Origin of the sequence: Citrobacter sp. RHBSTW-00671 (assembly GCF_014103415.1) — a bacterium.
GTDB lineage: Bacteria > Pseudomonadota > Gammaproteobacteria > Enterobacterales > Enterobacteriaceae > Citrobacter.
In genome coordinates this window covers 4,472,092-4,495,927 of record NZ_JABXPR010000001.1, presented here as the reverse complement: position 1 = coordinate 4,495,927, position 23,836 = coordinate 4,472,092, and the positions used below count along the sequence as shown (strand labels likewise).

The following is a 23,836-nucleotide window of genomic DNA, read 5'->3' as shown; positions in this document are numbered from 1 at the left end:
AAAAGAGAAGGGCACGAAATTAGCGGGGTTCAAGCGCAAAGACTTCAAAACCTTCTTCCGTTACGCGCCAGCGCACATTGAAATCGTGTAGCCAGACGGCATACGCTTTGCCTGTCTCTTCACCCTTACGATACGCAGGACGTGGGTCCTGTGCCAGTACTTCGCCGATAAATGTTTTCAGCAATGGATAACGTTTTTCCAGCGTCAGAAGCTGTTGTTCAACCTCTGTAGTGAAACTTACCGCCATTTCGGCAACCGGCGCATGCTGCGCGTAGCTGGCAGTGGCGTCAGGTAGTGCTTCTGCAAATGGCAGATAAGGTTTGATGTCGACCACCGGCGTTCCGTCGACCAGGTCCAGACTACCCAGTTGCAGAATGACGCTCTCTTTGTGGCAGACAATCTCTTTTAACTCAACCAGCGACATCCCGACAGGGTTAGGACGAAAGGTCGAACGCGTGGCAAATACGCCCATTCTGGCGTTGCCGCCAAGACGAGGAGGGCGCACGGTGGGTCGCCATCCGCCTTCCATTGTCTGGTGAAAAACAAAAATCACCCACAAATGGCTGAATGCTTCCAGGCCGCGAACAGCATCGGCCTGGTTATAGGGCGCGAGCAAATGCAGTTCGCCGTTGGCGCTTTTCACCAGACCCGGCTGGCGTGGCACTGCGAACTTTTCTTTATAAGGAGAGCGGATAACGCCTATTTGCTCGAACTGAAAATGACTCATTTAGACGAAATATTCAGGGCAGAACCAATGCAAACCGCCTGACGATAGCAGCCCGGCGTCCCGCTGGTCACTTCGCAACTGTGCAGCAATACCGCATTGGCTTTCATTTTGGATGCGTTTATCTGCATGCGTTTGCGTGCGGTTGGAATACTCGGAGGGGAATCCTGGTTTGATGCCTGGCAGGATTCTCCACTCACTTCGCCAAGATCGCGGAATGGTTTACCGACCAGATCTTCTGCGTTGGTGATAATTCTGACCGGCGTCGCGCGCGGTGCTTTTGGTTTTTCCGGCTCCGCTTTTGGCGGGGTAGCGGTGCTTTGAACGGGTTCAACAGGGGATCTGCTTAACATAGAACAGCCGCTCAGCATGAGTGCTACTAAACAGATCGGTAAAGCACGCATAATATTTCCTCAATGAATGATCTAAACGTCAGATATTGAATCAGGTGCTTGCATAAATGACAAGACGGGCAAGCGCCCGTCCTGATGATATTACAGATTGTGAAAACAGCCTAAAATTACCAGCCTTTAACAGCACCGCCGTTGAAGACTTTGTTTGCCGCTTCGTAAACTTCATCTGACTGGTATGCTTCAACGAATTTCTTCACGTTCTCAGCATCTTTATTGTCTTCACGCGTCACGATCAGGTTTACGTACGGGGAATCTTTATCTTCAACAAAGATACCGTCTTTTGCCGGAGTCAGGCCGATCTGGCTGGCATAGGTGGTGTTGATGACTGCCAGTGCGATTTGCGCGTCGTCCAGTGAGCGTGGCAGCTGTGGCGCTTCCAGTTCAACCAGCTTCAGGTTTTTCGGGTTTTCAATCACGTCCAGCGCGGTCGGCAGCAGGCCAACGCCATCTTTCAGTTTAATCAAACCGACTTTCTGCAGCAGCAGCAGGGAACGGCCGAGGTTAGTCGGGTCGTTTGGAATAGCGACCTGAGAGCCATCCTGCAGTTCATCCAGTGATTTGATTTTTTTGGAGTAGCCTGCAATCGGATAAACAAAGGTATTGCCTACGGCAACCAGTTTGTAACCACGATCTTTGATCTGCTGATCCAGGTACGGTTTGTGCTGGAAGGCGTTAGCATCGATATCGCCTTTGCTCAGTGCTTCATTGGGCAGGACATAATCGTTGAAGGTTACCAGTTCAACATCCAGACCGTATTTTTCTTTAGCCACTTTCTGGGCGACTTCAGCAACCTGCTGCTCTGCGCCAACGATAACACCCACTTTGATGTGGTTAGGATCTTTTTCATCCTGGCCACAACCCACAAGTGCCAGAGAACCGATCAGGGCTCCAACTGCCGCAAAGGTTTTGAATTTGAACGCCATGCTTATTTCCTTTTCTTAATGAGTTTTTAGTGTTGTGTGTAACGTTATTTGTGCGTGACTGCCCGGACGATGCGATCGCCGGATAACTGAATTAAATAAACCAGAACGACGAGCAATACCAGTACTGTATTCATTACGGTAGCGTTATACCCAATGTAGCCATACTGATAGCCAATCTGGCCAAGACCGCCGGCACCGACGGCACCGCCCATCGCCGAGTAACCGACCAGGGTAATCAGGGTAATCGTTGCTGCATTGACCAGCCCTGGCAGCGCTTCTGGCAGTAATACCTTACGCACGATCTGCAACGGCGTAGCGCCCATCGCACGGGAGGCCTCAATCAGCCCGGTTGGGATCTCCAGCAAGGCGTTCTCAACCATACGAGCAATAAATGGCGCGGCGCCGACGGTCAGCGGGACGATAGCGGCCTGCAAACCGATAGAGGTGCCAACAATCATGCGGGTGAATGGAATCATCCAGACCAACAAAATAATGAACGGGATGGAACGGAAAATGTTAACCAGCGCAGAAAGCGTGCGGTACAACTTCGCGTTCTCAATGATTTGCCCTGGACGCGTCACGTACAGCAGTACGCCAACGGGCAGGCCAATCACAAAGCCAAAAAAACCGGACACAAAGGTCATTGCCAGCGTTTCCCATACGCCGCGAACCAGCAGCCAAATCATCGGCTCAGACATAACCCAGTACCTCTACTTTTACGTGGTGTTCCTGCAACCAGCTAATGGCTGCTTGTGTATCTTCTTGTGTACCGTGCATTTCAGTCAGCATGATGCCGAACTTCACGCCACCGGCATAATCCATCTGCGCGCTGATAATGTTGTTATTCACATTAAAGCGGCGGGCCGTTTCCGAGAGTAATGGGGCATCAACAGAGTGACCGGTGAATTCCATGCGCAGCATGGGCACGCTGTCGGCTTGCGGCTCTGCTTTTAAACGTTCCTGATAATCTTCCGGAATATCCAGGTGCAGCGTGGACTGGATAAATTTCTGTGCCAGCGGCGTTTTCGGATGAGAGAAAACTTCGCTGACGGTGTCTTGCTCAATCAGTTCACCATTACTGATGACCGCCACGCAGTCGCAAATACGTTTTACAACGTCCATCTCGTGGGTAATCAGCAGAATGGTGAGACCCAGACGACGGTTGATATCTTTCAGTAATTCGAGAATCGAGCGGGTCGTCGCTGGGTCGAGGGCGCTGGTGGCTTCATCGCACAGCAACACTTTGGGATTACTTGCCAGAGCACGGGCGATCGCCACACGTTGCTTCTGACCACCGGAAAGGTTAGCCGGGTAGCTGTCGTGTTTGTCGCCAAGGCCAACCAAATCCAACAGTTCCGTCACACGACGTTTAATCTCTTCTTTTGGCGTGTTATCCAGCTCCAGCGGCAGCGCAACGTTACCAAATACCGTGCGTGAAGAGAGCAGGTTAAAGTGCTGGAAAATCATGCCAATTTGACGGCGAGCTTTAGTCAGCCCGGATTCAGAGAGCGTCGTCAGCTCCTGACCGCCGACCTGAACGCTACCTTCAGTTGGGCGCTCGAGCAGGTTTACGCAGCGAATGAGTGTGCTTTTACCGGCACCGGAGGCACCAATAACGCCATAAATCTGTCCGGCAGGAACATGCAGGCTGACATTGTTTAGCGCCTGAATGGTGCGAGTCCCCTGCTGGAACACTTTGGTGATATTCGAAAGTTTAATCATTGGTTATTTATTATCGTAATTAAGTTAGCCGTGGCATTTTCGTCTGTCTGGTACGGTCGACGCCGTCAACAAGATGGATGTTAAGGCATCCAGACGTCTAAATCAATCGGGCTTTGCACGATGAGCACTTTCTTGCCCGCCGAAACATGCGATACTAGAGCAACATGCCTTATTCAGGAGCTATAAAAGGTGGCAAAGTCTGTACCCGCAATTTTTCTCGACCGTGACGGCACTATTAATGTGGACCACGGTTACGTCCATGAGATCGACGAGTTCGAATTTATCGACGGTGTCATTGATGCTATGCGTGAACTTAAAAAGATGGGTTATGCGCTGATTGTTGTGACGAACCAGTCTGGTATTGCCCGTGGCAAATTTACCGAGGCACAATTCGAAACGTTGACTGAATGGATGGATTGGTCATTGGCCGATCGCGATGTTGATCTGGATGGTATCTATTATTGTCCTCATCATCCACAGGGCACAGTCGAAGAGTACCGCCAGGTCTGCGACTGCCGTAAACCGCATCCGGGCATGTTTATCTCAGCGCGAGACTTTCTGCACATCGATATGGCTGCTTCTTATATGGTGGGCGACAAAATAGAAGATATGCAGGCGGCGACAGCTGCAAATGTAGGAACGAAGGTATTAGTGCGCACAGGCAAGCCAGTCACTCCGGAAGCAGAAAATGCGGCAGATTTAGTGCTAAATAGTCTGGCAGACCTGCCAATGGCGATAAAAAAGCAGCAAAAGTAAGCGTTATGGATAAAAGGTGAGCGGTTGAAACAAAAATGCATTTTTCCGCTTGTCTTCCTGAGTCGACTCCCTATAATGCGCCTCCATCGACACGGCGGATGTGAATCACTTCACACAAACAGCCAGTTCGGTTGAAGAGAAAAACCTGAAAATAAGAGGTTGACTCTGAAAGAGGAAAGCGTAATATACGCCACCTCGCGACAGAGCGCTAAAGCGCGTCGCAACTGCTCTTTAACAATTTATCAGACAATCTGTGTGGGCACTCGAAGATACGGATTCTTAACGTCGCAAGACGAAAAATGAATACCAAGTCTCTTGAGTGAACATACGTAATTCATTACGAAGTTTAATTCACGAGCATCAAACTTAAATTGAAGAGTTTGATCATGGCTCAGATTGAACGCTGGCGGCAGGCCTAACACATGCAAGTCGAACGGTAGCACAGAGGAGCTTGCTCCTTGGGTGACGAGTGGCGGACGGGTGAGTAATGTCTGGGAAACTGCCCGATGGAGGGGGATAACTACTGGAAACGGTAGCTAATACCGCATAACGTCGCAAGACCAAAGAGGGGGACCTTCGGGCCTCTTGCCATCGGATGTGCCCAGATGGGATTAGCTAGTAGGTGGGGTAACGGCTCACCTAGGCGACGATCCCTAGCTGGTCTGAGAGGATGACCAGCCACACTGGAACTGAGACACGGTCCAGACTCCTACGGGAGGCAGCAGTGGGGAATATTGCACAATGGGCGCAAGCCTGATGCAGCCATGCCGCGTGTATGAAGAAGGCCTTCGGGTTGTAAAGTACTTTCAGCGAGGAGGAAGGGGATGTGGTTAATAACCGCATTCATTGACGTTACTCGCAGAAGAAGCACCGGCTAACTCCGTGCCAGCAGCCGCGGTAATACGGAGGGTGCAAGCGTTAATCGGAATTACTGGGCGTAAAGCGCACGCAGGCGGTCTGTCAAGTCGGATGTGAAATCCCCGGGCTCAACCTGGGAACTGCATCCGAAACTGGCAGGCTAGAGTCTTGTAGAGGGGGGTAGAATTCCAGGTGTAGCGGTGAAATGCGTAGAGATCTGGAGGAATACCGGTGGCGAAGGCGGCCCCCTGGACAAAGACTGACGCTCAGGTGCGAAAGCGTGGGGAGCAAACAGGATTAGATACCCTGGTAGTCCACGCCGTAAACGATGTCGACTTGGAGGTTGTGCCCTTGAGGCGTGGCTTCCGGAGCTAACGCGTTAAGTCGACCGCCTGGGGAGTACGGCCGCAAGGTTAAAACTCAAATGAATTGACGGGGGCCCGCACAAGCGGTGGAGCATGTGGTTTAATTCGATGCAACGCGAAGAACCTTACCTACTCTTGACATCCACGGAATTTAGCAGAGATGCTTTAGTGCCTTCGGGAACCGTGAGACAGGTGCTGCATGGCTGTCGTCAGCTCGTGTTGTGAAATGTTGGGTTAAGTCCCGCAACGAGCGCAACCCTTATCCTTTGTTGCCAGCGGTCCGGCCGGGAACTCAAAGGAGACTGCCAGTGATAAACTGGAGGAAGGTGGGGATGACGTCAAGTCATCATGGCCCTTACGAGTAGGGCTACACACGTGCTACAATGGCGCATACAAAGAGAAGCGACCTCGCGAGAGCAAGCGGACCTCATAAAGTGCGTCGTAGTCCGGATTGGAGTCTGCAACTCGACTCCATGAAGTCGGAATCGCTAGTAATCGTGGATCAGAATGCCACGGTGAATACGTTCCCGGGCCTTGTACACACCGCCCGTCACACCATGGGAGTGGGTTGCAAAAGAAGTAGGTAGCTTAACCTTCGGGAGGGCGCTTACCACTTTGTGATTCATGACTGGGGTGAAGTCGTAACAAGGTAACCGTAGGGGAACCTGCGGTTGGATCACCTCCTTACCTTAAAGAAACGTACTTTGTAGTGCTCACACAGATTGTCTGATGAAAAGTAAATAGCAAGGCGTCTTGCGATTGAGACTGACACGTCCCCTTCGTCTAGAGGCCCAGGACACCGCCCTTTCACGGCGGTAACAGGGGTTCGAATCCCCTAGGGGACGCCACTTGCTGGTTTGTGTGAGTGAAAGTCGCCGGCCTCAATATCTCAAAACTGACTCTCTGAGTTACGTTTGAGATATTTGCTCTTTAAAAATCTGGATCAAGCTGAAAATTGAAACGACACACTGTGTCTGTTCTCCGTAATAAGAACAGATTAATGGTGTGTTCGAGTCTCTCAAATTTTCGCAACACGATGTGTTTTACGAAACATCTTCGGGTTGTGAGGTTAAGCGACTAAGCGTACACGGTGGATGCCCTGGCAGTCAGAGGCGATGAAGGACGTGCTAATCTGCGATAAGCGTCGGTAAGGTGATATGAACCGTTATAGCCGGCGATTTCCGAATGGGGAAACCCAGTGTGTTTCGACACACTATCATTACGTGAATACATAGCGTAATGAAGCGAACCGGGGGAACTGAAACATCTAAGTACCCCGAGGAAAAGAAATCAACCGAGATTCCCCCAGTAGCGGCGAGCGAACGGGGAGCAGCCCAGAGTCTGAATCAGCATGTGTGGTAGTGGAACGGTCTGGAAAGTCCGACGGTACAGGGTGATAGTCCCGTACACAAAATCGCATGTGTTGTGAACTCGAAGAGTAGGGCGGGACACGTGGTATCCTGTCTGAATATGGGGGGACCATCCTCCAAGGCTAAATACTCCTGACTGACCGATAGTGAACCAGTACCGTGAGGGAAAGGCGAAAAGAACCCCGGCGAGGGGAGTGAAAAAGAACCTGAAACCGTGTACGTACAAGCAGTGGGAGCCTCTTTATGGGGTGACTGCGTACCTTTTGTATAATGGGTCAGCGACTTATATTCTGTAGCAAGGTTAACCGAATAGGGGAGCCGAAGGGAAACCGAGTCTTAACTGGGCGTTAAGTTGCAGGGTATAGACCCGAAACCCGGTGATCTAGCCATGGGCAGGTTGAAGGTTGGGTAACACTAACTGGAGGACCGAACCGACTAATGTTGAAAAATTAGCGGATGACTTGTGGCTGGGGGTGAAAGGCCAATCAAACCGGGAGATAGCTGGTTCTCCCCGAAAGCTATTTAGGTAGCGCCTCGTGAATTCATCTTCGGGGGTAGAGCACTGTTTCGGCTAGGGGGTCATCCCGACTTACCAACCCGATGCAAACTGCGAATACCGAAGAATGTTATCACGGGAGACACACGGCGGGTGCTAACGTCCGTCGTGAAGAGGGAAACAACCCAGACCGCCAGCTAAGGTCCCAAAGTCACAGTTAAGTGGGAAACGATGTGGGAAGGCACAGACAGCCAGGATGTTGGCTTAGAAGCAGCCATCATTTAAAGAAAGCGTAATAGCTCACTGGTCGAGTCGGCCTGCGCGGAAGATGTAACGGGGCTAAACTGTGCACCGAAGCTGCGGCAGCGACACTATGTGTTGTTGGGTAGGGGAGCGTTCTGTAAGCCGTTGAAGGTGTCCTGTGAGGGGTGCTGGAGGTATCAGAAGTGCGAATGCTGACATAAGTAACGATAATGCGGGTGAAAAACCCGCACGCCGGAAGACCAAGGGTTCCTGTCCAACGTTAATCGGGGCAGGGTGAGTCGACCCCTAAGGCGAGGCCGAAAGGCGTAGTCGATGGGAAACAGGTTAATATTCCTGTACTTGGTGTTACTGCGAAGGGGGGACGGAGAAGGCTATGTTAGCCGGGCGACGGTTGTCCCGGTTTAAGCATGTAGGCGGGAAGTTTAGGTAAATCCGGACTTCTTTTAACGCTGAGGTGTGATGACGAGGCACTACGGTGCTGAAGTAACAAATGCCCTGCTTCCAGGAAAAGCCTCTAAGCATCAGGTAACATCAAATCGTACCCCAAACCGACACAGGTGGTCAGGTAGAGAATACCAAGGCGCTTGAGAGAACTCGGGTGAAGGAACTAGGCAAAATGGTGCCGTAACTTCGGGAGAAGGCACGCTGATATGTAGGTGAAGTGATTTACTCATGGAGCTGAAATCAGTCGAAGATACCAGCTGGCTGCAACTGTTTATTAAAAACACAGCACTGTGCAAACACGAAAGTGGACGTATACGGTGTGACGCCTGCCCGGTGCCGGAAGGTTAATTGATGGGGTTATCCGTAAGGAGAAGCTCTTGATCGAAGCCCCGGTAAACGGCGGCCGTAACTATAACGGTCCTAAGGTAGCGAAATTCCTTGTCGGGTAAGTTCCGACCTGCACGAATGGCGTAATGATGGCCAGGCTGTCTCCACCCGAGACTCAGTGAAATTGAACTCGCTGTGAAGATGCAGTGTACCCGCGGCAAGACGGAAAGACCCCGTGAACCTTTACTATAGCTTGACACTGAACACTGGTCCTTGATGTGTAGGATAGGTGGGAGGCTTTGAAGTGTGGACGCCAGTCTGCATGGAGCCGACCTTGAAATACCACCCTTTAATGGCTGGTGTTCTAACGTAGACCCGTAATCCGGGTTGCGGACAGTGTCTGGTGGGTAGTTTGACTGGGGCGGTCTCCTCCTAAAGAGTAACGGAGGAGCACGAAGGTTAGCTAATCCTGGTCGGACATCAGGAGGTTAGTGCAAAGGCATAAGCTAGCTTGACTGCGAGAGTGACGGCTCGAGCAGGTGCGAAAGCAGGTCTTAGTGATCCGGTGGTTCTGAATGGAAGGGCCATCGCTCAACGGATAAAAGGTACTCCGGGGATAACAGGCTGATACCGCCCAAGAGTTCATATCGACGGCGGTGTTTGGCACCTCGATGTCGGCTCATCACATCCTGGGGCTGAAGTAGGTCCCAAGGGTATGGCTGTTCGCCATTTAAAGTGGTACGCGAGCTGGGTTTAGAACGTCGTGAGACAGTTCGGTCCCTATCTGCCGTGGGCGCTGGAGAATTGAGGGGGGCTGCTCCTAGTACGAGAGGACCGGAGTGGACGCATCACTGGTGTTCGGGTTGTCATGCCAATGGCATTGCCCGGTAGCTAAATGCGGAAGAGATAAGTGCTGAAAGCATCTAAGCACGAAACTTGCCCCGAGATGAGTTCTCCCTGAGACTATAAGTCTCCTGAAGGAACGTTGAAGACGACGACGTTGATAGGTCGGGTGTGTAAGTGTAGCGATACATTGAGCTAACCGATACTAATGAACCGTGAGGCTTAACCTTACAACGCCGAAGATGTTTTGGCGAAAGACAGACATCAGTTTCAGCTTGATAACAGATTAAATTAACCGGCGAAGAGCGGGTTAATAAACAGAATTTGCCTGGCGGCTGTAGCGCGGTGGTCCCACCTGACCCCATGCCGAACTCAGAAGTGAAACGCCGTAGCGCCGATGGTAGTGTGGGGTCTCCCCATGCGAGAGTAGGGAACTGCCAGGCATCAAATTAGAAGTATGGCACTGACTTTCGAGGCAGTTCACTACTCGATAGAGAGTAGGACAAAAGCGAAAGCTTTTGAACGTTGCGCAGCAACGGCCCGAAGGGTGAATCACGAAGTGATTCATAAACTGCCAGGCATCAAATTGCAGTAAACCGGGATGAATAATCCGGGTGGTGACAAAGAAATTCGGTGGAGCGGTAGTTCAGTTGGTTAGAATACCTGCCTGTCACGCAGGGGGTCGCGGGTTCGAGTCCCGTCCGTTCCGCCACTTATTAAGAGCCCTGAGCATTTGCTCAGGGCTTTTTCTTTGCCTGTAATTTTATTATTGCTAAATTCGCAAAAATCCTCTGCATTTTTCGCTCTTTTTCTATAAAGGGCAGAAGGTCATAATCCCCTCAGTTAACGAACATTGTGATTAAAAAGAGGAATTCTATGACTATCCCTGCATTTGGTTTAGGTACTTTCCGTCTGAAAGACGACGTGGTTATCGCTTCTGTTAAAACAGCTCTTGAGCTGGGTTACCGCGCAGTCGACACGGCACAAATCTATGATAATGAAGCGGCTGTTGGCCAGGCGATTGCCGAAAGCGGCGTACCGCGTAATGAGTTGTACATCACAACCAAGATCTGGATTGAAAATCTTGGCAAAGACAAGCTGATCCCAAGCCTGAAAGAGAGCCTGAAAAAACTGCGCACAGATTATGTTGATCTGACGCTGATCCACTGGCCATCACCAAATGATGCCGTCTCTGTTGAAGAGTTTATGCAGGCATTGCTCGACGCTAAAGCGCAAGGGCTGACTCGTGAAATTGGTATCTCTAACTTCACTATCCCATTGATGGAAAAAGCTATTGCTGCTGTGGGTGCAGAGAATATTGCGACTAACCAGATTGAGTTATCTCCGTATCTGCAAAGCCGTAAGGTTGTTGATTGGGCGAAAGCGCACGGTATCCACATCACCTCATACATGACGCTGGCTTACGGTAAGGCGCTGAAAGATGAAGTGATTGCTCGCATTGCCGCTAAACATAACGCGACGCCGGCCCAGGTGATTCTGGCATGGGCGATGGGGGAAGGTTACTCTGTGATCCCTTCTTCTACCAAGCGTGAAAACCTGGCAAGCAACCTGCTGGCACTGGAACTGCATCTTGATGCGGAAGACAAAGCGGCAATCGCTGCTCTGGATTGCAACGACCGCCTGGTTAGCCCGGAAGGTCTGGCGCCTGAGTGGGATTAATTGCCTGACCCTCTGTGCCTTTAACCCTCTTTTACAGCTCCTTCGGGAGCTGTTCTTATATATTCACTTAAAAAATCGATAAATGCCCGAATACGGGTACTGACGGCGCGATCGCTGTAATACACCGCGCTAAAAGGCATCTCGACTGGCAGCCGTTTATCCGCCATCAATTCGACCAGCTTACCCTGAGCGATCTCCTTATCAATCATATAATCTGAAAGACAAGCAATACCGTTGCCGCTCAGGCAAAGCTGCTTCAGCGTTTCGCCACTGTTCGAAGATAGACCGCACTCAACCTCATGTAATTGTCCGTCACTACAGGCAATGGGCCAGGTATTGAGCGAAATGGGTTCAGAAAACCCCAGACACAGGTGCTGCTTTAACTCTTCAACAGTCTCTGGCTTGCCGAAGCGGGCAATATAGTCAGGTGAAGCAATAATCTTGCGGTAGCTGGTAAAGAGTGGACGTGCGCGCAGACTTGAGTCAGTTAAGGCACCGGCACGTATCGCAACATCCACTTTTCGTTCAATAAGATTGATAAATGTCTCTGAGGAAACCAGCGACAACGTCATCTCGGGATAGCGCTCACGGAAAGGTTTGATCAGTGGCATCAGGAAATGCAACATCACCGGTGTTGCGGCATCGATACGCAGCAAACCGCGCGGCGTATTCCGCGACTCCATGATTTCTGTTTCCGCCGCAGCCATATCCTGCAGTATCTGTTGTACACGCCTGAAGTAGCGTTCGCCTTCTTCTGTCAGACTGAGTTGTCGGGTCGTTCGATTGAGCAAACTAACGCCCAGTTTCATCTCCAGTTTCTTTACTGCCCGACTGACCGCGGAATTGGCCTGCCCAAGCTGCTCTGCGGCCCGGCTAAAGCTACCGCTTTCCACGACCGCGACAAAAATTGCCAGTTCTTCGGAGGTTGCTTTCATTTTTGCACCTGAAGCAAAATTATATTGAGATTTTGAATATTTTTGTTATTAAAACATCCAGGCATACTGCCTGTCATCCGATTACTGATGATATGGAGCTATTTATGCCTCTCGCTTTATTTGCACTGACAATAAGTGCCTTCGCTATTGGCACGACTGAATTTGTGATTGTTGGCCTGGTGCCGACCATTGCTGAACAACTGGCGATCTCTTTACCTTCTGCCGGGATGCTGGTTTCAATCTACGCGCTGGGTGTCGCGATCGGGGCGCCAGTATTGACTGCCCTGACCGGACGCCTGCCACGTAAGCAACTGTTGGTTGCGCTGATGGTGCTGTTTACGGCCGGTAACTTGCTGGCATGGCAGGCACCTGGTTATACGACATTAATTGTCGCCCGCCTGCTGACTGGCCTGGCACACGGCGTCTTCTTCTCAATTGGTTCTACGATTGCGACAAGCCTGGTGTCAAAAGAGAAAGCCGCTTCTGCCATCGCTATCATGTTTGGTGGTTTAACGGTTGCACTGGTGACGGGAGTACCGCTGGGGACATTTATCGGACAACACTTTGGCTGGCGCGAAACTTTCCTTGCTGTATCACTATTGGGTGTGATTGCACTGATTAGCAGCCAACTGCTGATTCCTGCGAATATTCCGGGTCGGGTGGCCGCCAGCATTCGTGATCAGGTAAAAGTGTTAACCCATCCACGCCTGTTGCTTATCTACGCGGTTACGGCATTAGGTTACGGTGGTGTCTTCACAGCGTTCACCTTCCTGGCTCCTATGATGCAGGACCTGGCTGGCTTCTCGCCGGCAGCGGTAAGCTGGATCTTACTGGGCTATGGCGTATCGGTCGCTGTCGGCAATATCTGGGGAGGTAAGCTGGCGGATAAACATGGTGCTGTCCCGGCGTTGAAATTTATCTTCGCGGCGCTGTTTGTCCTGCTGATGGTCTTTCAACTGACGGCCTCTACGCAATACGCTGCGTTAGTGACGATTCTGGTGATGGGGATCTTCGCCTTCGGCAATGTTCCAGGTTTGCAGGTTTACGTGGTACAGAAAGCAGAACAATTTACCCCCAATGCGGTGGATGTGGCATCCGGTCTGAATATTGCTGCGTTTAATATTGGCATAGCGCTTGGCTCTGTGATTGGCGGACAAACGGTAGAGCATTATGGTTTAGCACAGACTCCGTGGATTGGCGCGCTGATTGTTCTGGTCGCTTTTTTACTGATGGGTATCAGCGGTCGCCTGGATAAACCGTCGCGGGTAGTATTGGGATAAATCATTGATGTAAGTACCCACTTACAAAACAAACTGCAATTGTTCGTTGAAAGTGAGTGCTAAAGTCCCTATAACAGAAGAACCAGTCCGGCTGCGGGCTGGTCGACGTTATAGAGGTTTGAAAGTCTAAAGTGCGAAAAAACACCTATGCCATGCGCTATGTTGCCGGACAGCCCGTTGAGCGGATTTTACCGCCAGGGTCATTTGCGCATATCGGCCAGGCATTACCTGCAGGCGTGCCGTTAAGCAGTGAAGATCGCATTCGCGTGCTGGTGTGGAACATTTTTAAGCAACAACGGGCAGAATGGTTGTCGGTGCTGAAAAATTTTGGCAAAGATGCCCATCTGGTTTTATTGCAGGAGGCGCAAACGACGCCCGAGCTGGTTCAGTTCGCAACCGCTAACTATCTTGCCGCCGATCAGGTTCCCGCTTTTGTGCTGCCTCAGCATCCCTCTGGCGTCATGACGCTTTCTGCTGCGCATCCGGTCTACTGCTGTCCATTGCGCGAGCGTGAGCCGATTTTACGCCTGGCAAAATCGGCTCTGGTGACAGTGTACCCGCTGCCTGATACGCGTTTATTGATGGTGGTAAACATCCACGCGGTAAACTTCAGCCTCGGCGTCGATGTCTATAGTAAGCAGTTACTTCCTATTGGGGATCAAATCGCCCATCACAGCGGTCCGGTGATTATGGCCGGTGATTTCAATGCCTGGAGTCGTCGACGGATGAATGCGCTGTACCGCTTTGCGCGTGAAATGTCGCTGCGCCAGGTTCGCTTTACCGACGATCAACGCCGGCGTGCGTTTGGTCGCCCACTCGACTTTGTGTTTTATCGAGGTTTGAACGTGAGTGAGGCCTCTGTGCTGGTCACTCGCGCCTCCGATCACAATCCACTACTCGTTGAATTCAGTCCCGGCAAGCCTGAGCAATAACGGTGTGTCAGGTCTGCCGTAGGGCAGGCCTGTGATGGTTGCCCTTCCTATTTCACAACAACCGAAGGACAACACAATGACAACACGCTCCCACCATGACAACGTCGAAAAGCAGTTTGGCTCTCAGGCTAATGCCTATTTAACCAGCTCCGTACATGCTAAGGGTCGTGATTTACAACGACTGGCGGAAAGGCTGTCTGCTTTTCCACAGGCACGGGTACTGGATATGGGATGTGGAGCAGGGCACGCCAGCTTTGTGGCTGCGCAAAACGTACAACAGGTTGTGGCTTATGATTTATCGTCTCAGATGCTTGAGGTGGTCGCAGAGGCTGCAAAAGAGAAGGGTCTGGACAATATTACCACGCAGCAGGGATACGCAGAGAGCCTGCCGTTCGGCGATTGTGCTTTTGATGTGGTGATTAGCCGCTATTCAGCACATCACTGGCATGATGTCGGACGTGCGCTGCGTGAAGTCAATCGTGTACTGAAACCCGGCGGTGTGGCGATCGTAATGGATGTGATGTCGCCTGGGCACCCGGTCCGTGATATCTGGTTGCAAACTGTCGAAGCGTTACGCGACACCTCGCATGTCCGCAATTATTCCAGCGGTGAATGGCTGTCTTTAATCAACGACGCCGGTTTGATTACCGATACCGTGTTGACCGATCGCCTGCCGCTGGCGTTCAGTTCGTGGGTGACGCGGATGCGTACACCTGCCGCGTTGACAGAAGCGATTCGTTTATACCAGGAGAGTGCATCTGCTGAAGTGAAAGCCTACTTCGCGTTGCAAGAGGATGGTTCATTCACCAGTGATACGATAATGGTTGAAGCACATAAAGCGGGATAAATAAAAAAGGCACTGGGGGGAAACCAGTGCCTTCATTTTTACAATGCTATCAGGAGTCAGGCATGCCGTTGTTTTTGACAAACAACGTGAGCTGATCGCCCGGCTGCAGATTGTCCGTATCGCTGTTCCAGCGCATTACATCCTTGATGTTAACCCCGTGGCGTTTGGCAATGCTCGACAGAGAGTCACCTTTACGCACACGATAGGTGATGCTATCGCTGTTGTTAGCCAGTCGCTGTGCGCTGGTGCCAGCACCTACGGTCAGGCTTTGGCCCACTTTCAGGGATGATCCACGCAGATTATTCCACTGCTGCAGATCCTTCGTGCTCACGCCAAGACGTGCAGCGACGCCAGAAAGCGTATCGCCAGAGCGAACTTTGTAGCTACGGCTATTCAGCGGCGTGTTATCAGCCACCAACGTTGACTGTACGGCTGCAATTTCGCCGGAAGCCAAAGACTCACGCAGCTTCTCTGCATGCTTCTTTGGTACCATCACGTATTGCGGACCGCTGGCACCCAACGTGGAGCCTTTCACACCTGCATTGAAGGTCTTCAGTTTGCTAACGGAAATACCCGCCATATCGGCAACCTGAGCCATCTCAACCGGGCTGTTCAGGCGAACACGTGCCAACGCACGGCTTTCGTCTGTGGTAGGCAGACGCACGCCATAGCGTTTGCTGTTTTTGAGAATATCACTCAACGCCAGCATTTTGGGCACATACTGCTTCGTTTCCTGAGGCAAAGGGAGCGACCAGAAATCGGTGGATTTACCCCGAGATTTGTTCGCTTTGATTGCCTTCATCACGCGACCTTCACCGCTATTATACGCGGCAACGGTCAGCAGCCAGTCGCCATCAAACATCTTGTTCAGACGCTGCATCATGTCCAGCGCGGCAGTGGTGGAAGCCACAATGTCGCGACGTGCATCATAATTGCGGGTCTGTTTTAAACCATAATTGCGCCCCGTGCTCGGAATGATCTGCCAAATACCTGCGGCATTGGCGCCAGACGTTGCGTGAGGATCAAAAGCGCTCTCCACTATGGGTAGTAGTACCAGTTCCATCGGCATGTTACGTTTCTTAACCTGCCCGGCTATCCAGTACATATACGGCTCTGCCCGTAAAGTTACATCGTGGAGATAGCTCTTATTGCGTAAATACTTCTGTTTTTGTTCGCGAATCCGGTTGTTTTCCGGAATTCCCATCTTTAGCTCGTCACCAATGAAAGCCCACAAATCCTGATCAGCAGCGATAGATGTTCCATCGTCCATCCATCGCGCCTGACTTGTAAACTTTCCTGCTTCCCCTTGACCAGCTGCAGAAAGGCTCTGTGCGTGCTGTTGGACGTTACCAGTATTCTGGCACCCAACAAGCAGGACAGAGGCGAGTAATATCGCTTTTGCCTTCATGTGTGTGTCAATAGTTGCTTAAAAGACGACCGATCATAACGGCGAAGTTTTCAAAAGGCAACCCGGAATTGTCAGAACGTATCTTTCTTTGACCTTAACCAGGCAAAACGCTCTTCAGGTTGTTGCAATATTGTTTCTTTGTTTATTTCATTAATTAAATCAATATCTTCCGTTCTTAAAAAAAGATTATTTCGCCGCTCATTTTTCAGAATTACGGGGAGTGTCATTTGTTTTTTTACGCGTAACTCATTAACTTTACGATAATATTCATTTATGCACGAATCGTGCGGCAGAATGCTTAAGGCAAACTTCATGTTTGCTAATGTGTACTCATGGGCGCAGCAGATCAATGTATCATCAGGAAGCGCGTTTAATTTATTAAGTGATTGATACATTTGAGATGCAGTACCTTCAAATAGTCTGCCACAGCCGCCTGAAAAGAGCGTATCCCCACAGAATAGATAAGGTTGGCTAAAGTAACAGATATGTCCTAAAGTGTGACCCGGCGTGGCAATTACCGTAAATTCATGCCCTAAAACGAGTGCAATATCGCCATCTTTGACTATATGGGTCGTTCCCTTATCTTGCGTTTCAGCCGGTCCGTAAACCACTAACTGTGGGAAATGTTGCAAAAGTTCTTTCACACCGCCAACGTGATCCTGATGGTGATGGGTCAGGAGAATGGCCTCCGGCACCCATTGATGTTCTGCAATGGCTTTCAGGACGGGAGCGGCTTCGCCCGGATCAACAATCAGGCAACGGTTTTCATTATTTGTCAGGACCCAGATGTAATTGTCCTGAAATGCGGGAATACTGTTAAGATTCATAAATTACCTCTCAATGCGTAACGGAAGGTTGTGATGAAACCGGCAAGGATCCCTCAAACTGTCGTAGCGCCCATTAGCTGGGATGATTTACCCTGGGGTGAGCACTATCGTGAGGCGCTGGAGCATCAGCTTAACCCGTGGTTCGCAAAAATGTACGGTTTTCATCTGCTTAAGATTGGTAATTTAAGCGCAGAAATCGATTCTGAAGCGTGCGCGGTTTCTCATCAGGTAAATGTTTCTTCGCAAGGCTCGCCCATGCAGGTTATGGCCGATCCTTTACATCTTCCTTTTGCCGATAAATCCGTGGATGTCTGTCTGCTGGCTCATACACTACCGTGGTGCGCCGATCCGCATCGCTTATTGCGTGAAGCCGACCGGGTACTGATTGATGATGGCTGGTTAATACTGAGCGGGTTTAACCCAGTTAGCCTGATGGGATTGCGGAAGCTGGTGCCAGTGCTACGTAAAACACCGCCTTACAACAGCCGGATGTTTACCCTGATGCGCCAGTTGGATTGGCTCTCTTTGCTGAATTTTGAGGTGCTGCACTATAGCCGGTTCCACGTGCTGCCCTGGGCGAAGCAGGGCGGTAAAATGTTAAGTGCGCATATTCCGGCGCTGGGCTGTTTGCAGTTGGTTGTCGCGCGCAAGCGAACCATTCCGCTTACGCTCAATCCGATGAAACAAAGTAAAAGTAAGGCACGAATTCGCCAGGCGGTTGGGGCCACCCGACAATACCGCAAGCCAGACGCTTAAGACTCTGCCTGATACCCAACATCATCCTGGGTGGGACTCATTGCCGCAGCACGGGCAAGCTCATCACAGCGTTCGTTTTCCGGATGGCCCGCATGCCCTTTAACCCATTCCCATTTGATTTGGTGCGGGCCCAGCGCGGCATCCAGACGTTTCCACAGATCGACATTCTTCACCGGCTTTTTATCTGCGGTTTTCCAGCCGCGTTTTTTCCAGTTATGGATCCACTGTGTAATGCCCTGGCGCACGTACTGGCTGTCGGTGCTGAGTACCACTTCACATGGCTCTTTTAGTGCTTCCAGCGCGACGATTGCCGCCATCAACTCCATACGGTTATTGGTGGTGAGGTTGTACCCTTCGGCAAAGGTTTTTTCGCGCCCGCGATAGCGTAAAATAGCCCCATAACCGCCAGGACCTGGGTTTCCCAGGCAAGAACCATCGGTGAAAATTTCTACCTGTTTAAGCATCTCTGGTAGACTTCCTGTTTTAGCAAATCGAAATCAAACGATAAGTCTGACATAAATGACCGCTATGAGCACTGGAATTACACGACAGATAGTCCTCGATACCGAAACCACCGGTATGAACCAGATTGGTGCCCACTACGAAGGCCATAAGATTATTGAGATCGGTGCGGTTGAAGTGGTGAACCGCCGTTTGACCGGAAATAACTTCCACGTCTACCTGAAGCCGGATCGGCTGGTTGACCCGGAAGCGTTTGGCGTACACGGAATCGCCGATGAGTTCCTGCTTGATAAACCCACGTTCGCCGATGTCGCCGATGAGTTTCTCGACTATATCCGTGGCGCGGAGCTGGTCATCCATAACGCATCGTTTGATATCGGCTTTATGGACTACGAGTTCGCGAAACTCAATCGCGATATCCCGAAGACGAACACCTTCTGTAAAGTGACCGACAGCCTGGCGTTGGCGAGGAAAATGTTTCCTGGCAAGCGTAACAGCCTTGATGCGTTATGCTCGCGCTATGAGATAGACAACAGCAAGCGTACTCTGCACGGCGCATTGCTCGATGCCCAGATTCTGGCCGACGTTTATCTGATGATGACCGGCGGGCAGACCACCATGGCGTTCTCTATGGAAGGTGATAGCCAGCAGCAGAATGATACGGGGATCCAGCGCATTGTGCGTCAGTCCAGTAAATTACGCGTTGTTTTCGCTACTGATGAAGAGCTGGCAGCCCATGAGTCGCGCCTTGACCTGGTACAGAAGAAGGGCGGAAGTTGCCTCTGGCGGGCCTAGTTCTGGTATTTACAGTACAGAAATGGTCATTCGGGTGATTTTTGCAGCAAACGATTAAAAAACGTGAGAAAAAGCGTTGACGAGGCGCGAGGCAATCCGTAATATTCGCTTTGTTCCCAAGCGGAACACAACGCGGAGTGGTAGTTCAGTTGGTTAGAATACCTGCCTGTCACGCAGGGGGTCGCGGGTTCGAGTCCCGTCCATTCCGCCACTATTCAGAAAGCCTGAATCAGAAATGATTCAGGCTTTCGTCGTTTTAACCCACCCAAAATAAAAGCCTGCAATAATGTTTTATTGCAGGCCGCAGTCGTTACTCGCTCAGCGTCTGGGCGATATCTTTTTGCACCTGCTGACGCTGTTCTGGGGTTAGCACTTTGTTCAGGTCAAAATAGTATTTCACGCGGTAATAACGCGCCTGCTGTTCGATATTGCTGAACGCGGCCAGCTGTTTCTTAACGGCGGCATCATCCCATTTCCCGGACTTGATGACGTCAATCAGCGCGCCGTCTTTAACGTCTTTCACTGAAATCTGGTCAACGTTGTTTTCCAGCTGTTGATGCAGTTTTTTAATCTGCGCCACCTGGTCGTTGGTCAACTTAAGGTGTTGAACGACCGGATCCTGGGCCGGAGCGGGAACGTTGGATACGTTTGCTGCAAGCGTGCTAAAAGAGGCGCCAGCCAGAGTGGCAGCCAGCAAGGTCATACGTACGAAGTTCTTCATTTAGACATCCTGATAAGGGAATTATTGATAGTGTAGATCACCCGTTAATGACGCGTGATTATCCCTTGCAGAATACGTTGCCCGATGCATGTCGCCACGCGAATTTGTTTTGCGGTTGGTTACGGAGTGAAACAATCCCGCCGTGGATACAAGGCCCGTGGCGGGAGGGAAGGCGATCTCTACAGGGTGAAAGCGTCAGCATCCTGCCAGGCAGGAAATTTCTCGCGGTACTCGCGTAGCGCCGAAAGCGACAGCTCAGCATCAATTCGCGTTGCCTGATGCGGCTCGGCGGTGGCGATGACTTCGCCCTGTGGATTGATGACCCGGCTGTCACCGCGATAATGATGACCGTTACCATCGGTTCCCACACGGTTACATCCTGCTACATACGCCTGATTTTCAATTGCCCGTGCGGTGAGCAGAACCTGCCAGTGCAGCGAGCGCGGTGCGGGCCAGTTGGCAACATACAAGGCGAGGTCGTAGTCGTTGCGGTTACGCGACCACACTGGAAAACGCAGGTCATAACAGACCAGCGGCAGAATACGCCAGCCACGCCATTCAAAGATGATGCGCTCTTCACCTGCCTGATAGTGCTGATGTTCGTCTGCCATGCGGAACAGATGACGTTTGTCATAGAGATGCACGGTGCCTTCGGGTTCAACCAGCAAAAAACGATTCACCGGTCCCCGTTCAGACTGTATTGCTGCGCTACCTGCTATCAGGGCATTCGTCTGCTGCGCTTTGCTACGCATCCAGCTTACAACTTCCTCTTGCGGCAACGATTGGTTTGCCGCTTCCATCGCAAATCCACTGGTAAACATCTCGGGCAACACAATAACGTCACGCCCGGTGACGGTTTCCAGTTGTCTGTCGAAATGGCGCAGGTTGGCTGGGCCATCCATCCAGATCAGCGGTTGTTGCAGCAGAGTAATTTTTAAACCTGGCACGATCGAGGCTCCTCGTTGAACAACATTTTGACACTGTAGCATGAGCCTTAACGAAAATGTGGCAATAAAAAGCCCCGCATTTAGCGGGGCTGAACGTTGTGCGTTAGCGTTATGCTGCTTCGACCTTACGCACTTTCTCTGGCAACTTTACCGGCTGAGTCGCCAGCGCCTCGGGTTCAAAATCATCAACATTGATACTGCGCAGACGGCTTGCTTCGGCTTTCACCAGAATCGCCGCTTCGTCTTTATCAATCAGCCCTTTGGCCAGCGCGTTGTGCGCCAGTTCATCCAGGCGGGTAAACGGTAGATTTTTACCCAACTCTTTGCAGATCCGCTGGTGGATTGGGTCGGCTGCAATGACGTCCAGCAGCGCCTCTTCCAGTAAGCCAACCGGGTTGTGCTCGCTTGGCGTCAGGTACTGACCGCGACCAAGACGAGAACGGGTGGCGCTTGGAACCTGCAGAATCTTCGCGACTTTATGATCCAGCTTGTCAGACGGTGCATGGTAGTGGCGACCGGTAGGGAAGATGACCACATTCAGCAACCCGGCAACCAGGCGGTTCGGGAAGTTTTTCAGCAGGTCATCCATCGCCTGTTCCGCTTTGTACAACGCATCCTGAACGCCCCAGTGAACCAGCGGCAGGTCGGCTTCATTGCGGCCTTCATCGTCATAACGCTTCAGCACGGCGGAGGCCAGATACAGCTGACTTAACACATCACCCAATCGAGCAGAGATACGTTCACGACGCTTCAGGCTACCGCCCAGTACGGCCATGGACACATCTGAAAGCAGTGCCAGGTTGGCGCTCAAACGGTTCAGATGCTGGTAGTAACGTTTGGTCGCATCACCGGTTGGCGTGCTGCTGGTTAAGCCGCGAGTCAAACCAAGCCAGAAGCTGCGCACTTTATTACTGCCTACGTGACCGATGTGTTTGAACAGCAGCTTGTCGAACGCATTCACGTCGTTATTCTGCGCCGCAGCCATCTCTTCAAGTACATACGGATGGCAGCGAATTGCGCCCTGGCCGAAGATCATCATGCTACGCGTCAGGATGTTGGCGCCTTCGACGGTAATGGCGATCGGTGCACCCTGATAAGCACGGGCCAGGAAGTTACTTTCGCCAAGCATGATGCCTTTGCCGCCAGTAATATCCATTGCATCGATGATTGACTGCTGCCCGCGGTGAGTACAGTGATATTTCACGATAGCCGACAGCACCGCTGGTTTCTCACCCAGCATAATGCCGTAGGTAATCAGCGACGCTGCGGCATCCATCACATAGGCGTTACCGGCGATACGTGCCAACGGTTCTTCAATACCTTCCATCTTGCCGATAGAGATTTTGAACTGGCGACGGATATGCGCATATGCACCAGTCGCCATGGCGACGGATTTAACGCCGCCCGTCGAGTTAGACGGCAGGGTAATGCCGCGTCCTACGGACAGACATTCCACCAGCATACGCCAGCCCTGGCCGGCCATTTTCGGGCCACCAATAATGTAATCAATCGGAACGAAGACATCTTTACCCAGCGTAGGTCCGTTCTGGAACGGCACGTTCAGCGGGAAGTGACGACGGCCAATTTGTACGCCCGGCGTTGAGGTTGGGATCAGCGCACAGGTAATGCCGAGATCTTCTTCACCACCCAGCAGTTTTTCCGGGTCGGAAAGTTTGAATGCCAGACCCAGTACGGTCGCGATAGGGGCCAGCGTGATATAGCGTTTGTTCCAGGTCAGGCGCATACCCAGCACCTGCTGGCCCTGCCAGTCGCCCATACAAACCACGCCGGTATCAGGGATCGCACCGGCATCGGAGCCGGCTTCCGGGCTGGTCAGTGCAAAGCACGGAATTTCCTGACCACGTGCCAGACGCGGCAGATAGTGGTTTTTCTGTTCTTCGGTGCCGTAATGCTGCAGCAGTTCACCAGGGCCTAATGAGTTAGGTACGCCGACGGTGATCGCCAGGATCCCAGAAACACCGGAGAGCTTTTGTAGTACCCGAGCCTGAGCATACGCAGAGAATTCCAGTCCGCCGTACTCTTTCTTAATGATCATCGCGAAGAAGCGGTGTTCTTTCAGATACGCCCACAGTTCCGGCGGCAGATCCGCAAGTTCGTGGGTTATCTGGAAGTCGTTCGCCATGCGGCACGCTTCTTCCACCGGGCCGTCAATAAACGCTTGTTCTTCAGCAGTCAGATGTGGCTGCGGATAGTTATGCAGTTTTTTCCAGTCAGGTTTGCCCTGGAACAGGTCACCTTCCCACCAGGTTGTACCGGCATCGATCGCTTCTTTTTCAGTACGCGACATTGGCGGCATGACTTTACGGAAACCGCGGAACACAGGAGCGGAAATCATGGATTTACGCATCGGGGTAAAGTTAAACGGTACGAGAATAATGGCCAGAGGAACCAGCAGCCAGACTGACCACAGGCCAGCCACGCCGAGCGCTGCCGTCCAGGCGAGCAAAATTAAGCTGCTGAGGAATAAGCTCACGCGGTGATAAAACAGAACGCTGAGCAGAACAACCGTAGCGATAATACTCAAAATCATCATAACGAAAAGCTCCCTTGCTTGTAGGAGGTCTGACCACTTGTGATGATATGGTTGTAGTGTATGTAAATTCTTTTAGCAATGTGTTTACAAAATAATTACAACAAAGCTCACATTGTTGTTGTTTTAACCGGCACAAAAAATCAAAAGCAACAGCCATTCCTGTGGCTTGTACTTCTCGCTGGTAGCG

Annotated in this window: 19 protein-coding genes, 3 tRNA genes and 3 rRNA genes; 13 read left to right on the top strand and 12 right to left on the bottom strand. The window is 51.4% G+C overall.

All coding sequences use genetic code 11. The features are described from left to right. Positions 1-19 precede the first annotated feature (19 nt). From tsaA to metN, 5 genes are all read right to left on the bottom strand, one after another. A complete protein-coding gene (gene tsaA, locus HV261_RS21625; protein ID WP_202039441.1) occupies positions 20-727 on the bottom strand; it encodes a tRNA (N6-threonylcarbamoyladenosine(37)-N6)-methyltransferase TrmO in 708 nt (235 codons plus the stop codon). Then, positions 724-1,128: an envelope stress sensor lipoprotein RcsF gene (gene rcsF / locus HV261_RS21620; RefSeq protein WP_040230040.1), complete on the bottom strand. Its 405-nt coding sequence runs from the start codon at positions 1,126-1,128 to the stop codon at positions 724-726. Before rcsF ends, tsaA begins: the two co-directional genes overlap by 4 nt. A gap of 116 nt (positions 1,129-1,244) precedes the next feature. After that, positions 1,245-2,060: a methionine ABC transporter substrate-binding lipoprotein MetQ gene (gene metQ / locus HV261_RS21615; RefSeq protein ID WP_003829145.1), complete on the bottom strand. Its 816-nt coding sequence runs from the start codon at positions 2,058-2,060 to the stop codon at positions 1,245-1,247. Between the two features lie 44 nt (positions 2,061-2,104). Continuing rightward, positions 2,105-2,758 carry a methionine ABC transporter permease MetI gene (locus HV261_RS21610; protein WP_005132073.1) on the bottom strand — a complete coding sequence of 218 codons (654 nt, stop codon included), beginning with the start codon at positions 2,756-2,758 and terminating at the stop codon, positions 2,105-2,107. After that, positions 2,751-3,782 (bottom strand): methionine ABC transporter ATP-binding protein MetN, encoded by a 1,032-nt coding sequence (gene metN, locus HV261_RS21605; RefSeq protein WP_202039440.1) that lies wholly within the window; start codon positions 3,780-3,782, stop codon positions 2,751-2,753. The genes HV261_RS21610 and metN overlap by 8 nt, the downstream gene beginning before the upstream one ends. A 189-nt stretch (positions 3,783-3,971) precedes the next feature. Here metN and gmhB point away from each other — a divergent pair, with 189 nt between their 5' ends. From gmhB to dkgB, 7 genes are all read left to right on the top strand, one after another. Then, complete coding sequence (gene gmhB, locus HV261_RS21600; protein ID WP_048212629.1) at positions 3,972-4,538, top strand: D-glycero-beta-D-manno-heptose 1,7-bisphosphate 7-phosphatase; 567 nt, start codon at positions 3,972-3,974, stop codon at positions 4,536-4,538. Positions 4,539-4,906: 368 nt separating this feature from the next. Then, a 16S ribosomal RNA gene (locus HV261_RS21595) occupies positions 4,907-6,448 on the top strand. 85 nt (positions 6,449-6,533) lie between these two features. Further along, positions 6,534-6,609, top strand: a tRNA-Glu gene (locus tag HV261_RS21590). Positions 6,610-6,828: 219 nt separating this feature from the next. After that, positions 6,829-9,735, top strand: a 23S ribosomal RNA gene (locus HV261_RS21585). Positions 9,736-9,832: 97 nt separating this feature from the next. Continuing rightward, positions 9,833-9,948, top strand: a 5S ribosomal RNA gene (rrf, locus tag HV261_RS21580). Together the 16S, 23S and 5S rRNA genes with 2 tRNA genes alongside form the textbook arrangement of a ribosomal RNA operon. 192 nt (positions 9,949-10,140) lie before the next feature. After that, positions 10,141-10,217: transfer RNA gene (locus HV261_RS21575), tRNA-Asp, on the top strand. Between the two features lie 164 nt (positions 10,218-10,381). Continuing rightward, entirely contained in the window at positions 10,382-11,185 is an 804-nt protein-coding gene (gene dkgB, locus HV261_RS21570) for a 2,5-didehydrogluconate reductase DkgB (RefSeq protein WP_202039439.1), read from the top strand. 20 nt (positions 11,186-11,205) lie between these two features. On the opposite strand, the gene yafC is transcribed toward dkgB, so the two are convergent. Further along, complete coding sequence (gene yafC / locus HV261_RS21565; RefSeq protein WP_137384383.1) at positions 11,206-12,120, bottom strand: DNA-binding transcriptional regulator YafC; 915 nt, start codon at positions 12,118-12,120, stop codon at positions 11,206-11,208. A gap of 104 nt (positions 12,121-12,224) precedes the next feature. On the opposite strand from yafC, the gene HV261_RS21560 reads away from it, so the two are divergent. From HV261_RS21560 to HV261_RS21550, 3 genes are all read left to right on the top strand, one after another. Beyond that, entirely contained in the window at positions 12,225-13,400 is a 1,176-nt protein-coding gene (locus tag HV261_RS21560; protein ID WP_202039438.1) for an MFS transporter, read from the top strand. Between the two features lie 131 nt (positions 13,401-13,531). Next, positions 13,532-14,332 (top strand): endonuclease/exonuclease/phosphatase family protein, encoded by an 801-nt coding sequence (locus tag HV261_RS21555; RefSeq protein ID WP_202039437.1) that lies wholly within the window; start codon positions 13,532-13,534, stop codon positions 14,330-14,332. 76 nt (positions 14,333-14,408) lie between these two features. Next, positions 14,409-15,179, top strand: coding sequence for a class I SAM-dependent methyltransferase (locus tag HV261_RS21550; RefSeq protein ID WP_202039436.1), 771 nt, complete (start codon positions 14,409-14,411; stop codon positions 15,177-15,179). 49 nt (positions 15,180-15,228) lie between these two features. Here HV261_RS21550 and mltD read toward each other — a convergent pair whose 3' ends face one another. Continuing rightward, a complete protein-coding gene (gene mltD, locus HV261_RS21545; protein WP_202039435.1) occupies positions 15,229-16,587 on the bottom strand; it encodes a murein transglycosylase D in 1,359 nt (452 codons plus the stop codon). Positions 16,588-16,658: 71 nt separating this feature from the next. Continuing rightward, on the bottom strand, positions 16,659-17,414 hold the full coding sequence (gene gloB, locus HV261_RS21540) for a hydroxyacylglutathione hydrolase (RefSeq protein ID WP_137384388.1): 756 nt from the start codon (positions 17,412-17,414) through the stop codon (positions 16,659-16,661). A 33-nt stretch (positions 17,415-17,447) separates the two neighbouring features. Between gloB and HV261_RS21535 the strand changes: the two genes are divergently transcribed. Further along, on the top strand, positions 17,448-18,170 hold the full coding sequence (locus tag HV261_RS21535; protein ID WP_202039434.1) for a class I SAM-dependent methyltransferase: 723 nt from the start codon (positions 17,448-17,450) through the stop codon (positions 18,168-18,170). Here HV261_RS21535 and rnhA read toward each other — a convergent pair. Beyond that, positions 18,167-18,634, bottom strand: a complete 468-nt coding sequence (gene rnhA / locus HV261_RS21530) for a ribonuclease HI (protein ID WP_005133612.1) — start codon at positions 18,632-18,634, stop codon at positions 18,167-18,169. The genes HV261_RS21535 and rnhA overlap by 4 nt on opposite strands. A gap of 64 nt (positions 18,635-18,698) precedes the next feature. Here rnhA and dnaQ point away from each other — a divergent pair, with 64 nt between their 5' ends. Then, positions 18,699-19,427, top strand: coding sequence for a DNA polymerase III subunit epsilon (gene dnaQ / locus HV261_RS21525; protein WP_170974423.1), 729 nt, complete (start codon positions 18,699-18,701; stop codon positions 19,425-19,427). A 134-nt stretch (positions 19,428-19,561) separates the two neighbouring features. Then, positions 19,562-19,638: transfer RNA gene (locus HV261_RS21520), tRNA-Asp, on the top strand. Positions 19,639-19,737: 99 nt separating this feature from the next. Here HV261_RS21520 and HV261_RS21515 read toward each other — a convergent pair. The 3 genes from HV261_RS21515 to fadE all read right to left on the bottom strand — a co-directional run bounded on the left by HV261_RS21515 (position 19,738) and on the right by fadE (position 23,649). Next, positions 19,738-20,148, bottom strand: a complete 411-nt coding sequence (locus HV261_RS21515) for a Spy/CpxP family protein refolding chaperone (protein ID WP_202039433.1) — start codon at positions 20,146-20,148, stop codon at positions 19,738-19,740. Between the two features lie 179 nt (positions 20,149-20,327). Continuing rightward, positions 20,328-21,095, bottom strand: a complete 768-nt coding sequence (locus tag HV261_RS21510; protein WP_202039432.1) for an amidohydrolase — start codon at positions 21,093-21,095, stop codon at positions 20,328-20,330. A gap of 109 nt (positions 21,096-21,204) precedes the next feature. Beyond that, complete coding sequence (fadE, locus tag HV261_RS21505) at positions 21,205-23,649, bottom strand: acyl-CoA dehydrogenase FadE (protein ID WP_137384394.1); 2,445 nt, start codon at positions 23,647-23,649, stop codon at positions 21,205-21,207. Positions 23,650-23,836: the final 187 nt, after the last annotated feature.

Excerpts from the sequence above, each read along its gene's own strand:
- HV261_RS21535 (WP_202039434.1), top strand. The coding sequence starts at position 17,448 with ATGAAACCGGCAAGGATCCCTCAAACTGTCGTAGCGCCCATTAGCTGG.
- yafC (WP_137384383.1), bottom strand. The coding sequence starts at position 12,120 with ATGAAAGCAACCTCCGAAGAACTGGCAATTTTTGTCGCGGTCGTGGAA.
- rnhA (WP_005133612.1), bottom strand. The coding sequence starts at position 18,634 with ATGCTTAAACAGGTAGAAATTTTCACCGATGGTTCTTGCCTGGGAAAC.
- HV261_RS21560 (WP_202039438.1), top strand. The coding sequence starts at position 12,225 with ATGCCTCTCGCTTTATTTGCACTGACAATAAGTGCCTTCGCTATTGGC.
- HV261_RS21550 (WP_202039436.1), top strand. The coding sequence starts at position 14,409 with ATGACAACACGCTCCCACCATGACAACGTCGAAAAGCAGTTTGGCTCT.
- dkgB (WP_202039439.1), top strand. The coding sequence starts at position 10,382 with ATGACTATCCCTGCATTTGGTTTAGGTACTTTCCGTCTGAAAGACGAC.
- metN (WP_202039440.1), bottom strand. The coding sequence starts at position 3,782 with ATGATTAAACTTTCGAATATCACCAAAGTGTTCCAGCAGGGGACTCGC.
- rcsF (WP_040230040.1), bottom strand. The coding sequence starts at position 1,128 with ATGCGTGCTTTACCGATCTGTTTAGTAGCACTCATGCTGAGCGGCTGT.
- gloB (WP_137384388.1), bottom strand. The coding sequence starts at position 17,414 with ATGAATCTTAACAGTATTCCCGCATTTCAGGACAATTACATCTGGGTC.
- metQ (WP_003829145.1), bottom strand. The coding sequence starts at position 2,060 with ATGGCGTTCAAATTCAAAACCTTTGCGGCAGTTGGAGCCCTGATCGGT.
- fadE (WP_137384394.1), bottom strand. The coding sequence starts at position 23,649 with ATGATGATTTTGAGTATTATCGCTACGGTTGTTCTGCTCAGCGTTCTG.
- mltD (WP_202039435.1), bottom strand. The coding sequence starts at position 16,587 with ATGAAGGCAAAAGCGATATTACTCGCCTCTGTCCTGCTTGTTGGGTGC.
- tsaA (WP_202039441.1), bottom strand. The coding sequence starts at position 727 with ATGAGTCATTTTCAGTTCGAGCAAATAGGCGTTATCCGCTCTCCTTAT.
- HV261_RS21610 (WP_005132073.1), bottom strand. The coding sequence starts at position 2,758 with ATGTCTGAGCCGATGATTTGGCTGCTGGTTCGCGGCGTATGGGAAACG.
- HV261_RS21515 (WP_202039433.1), bottom strand. The coding sequence starts at position 20,148 with ATGAAGAACTTCGTACGTATGACCTTGCTGGCTGCCACTCTGGCTGGC.
- dnaQ (WP_170974423.1), top strand. The coding sequence starts at position 18,699 with ATGAGCACTGGAATTACACGACAGATAGTCCTCGATACCGAAACCACC.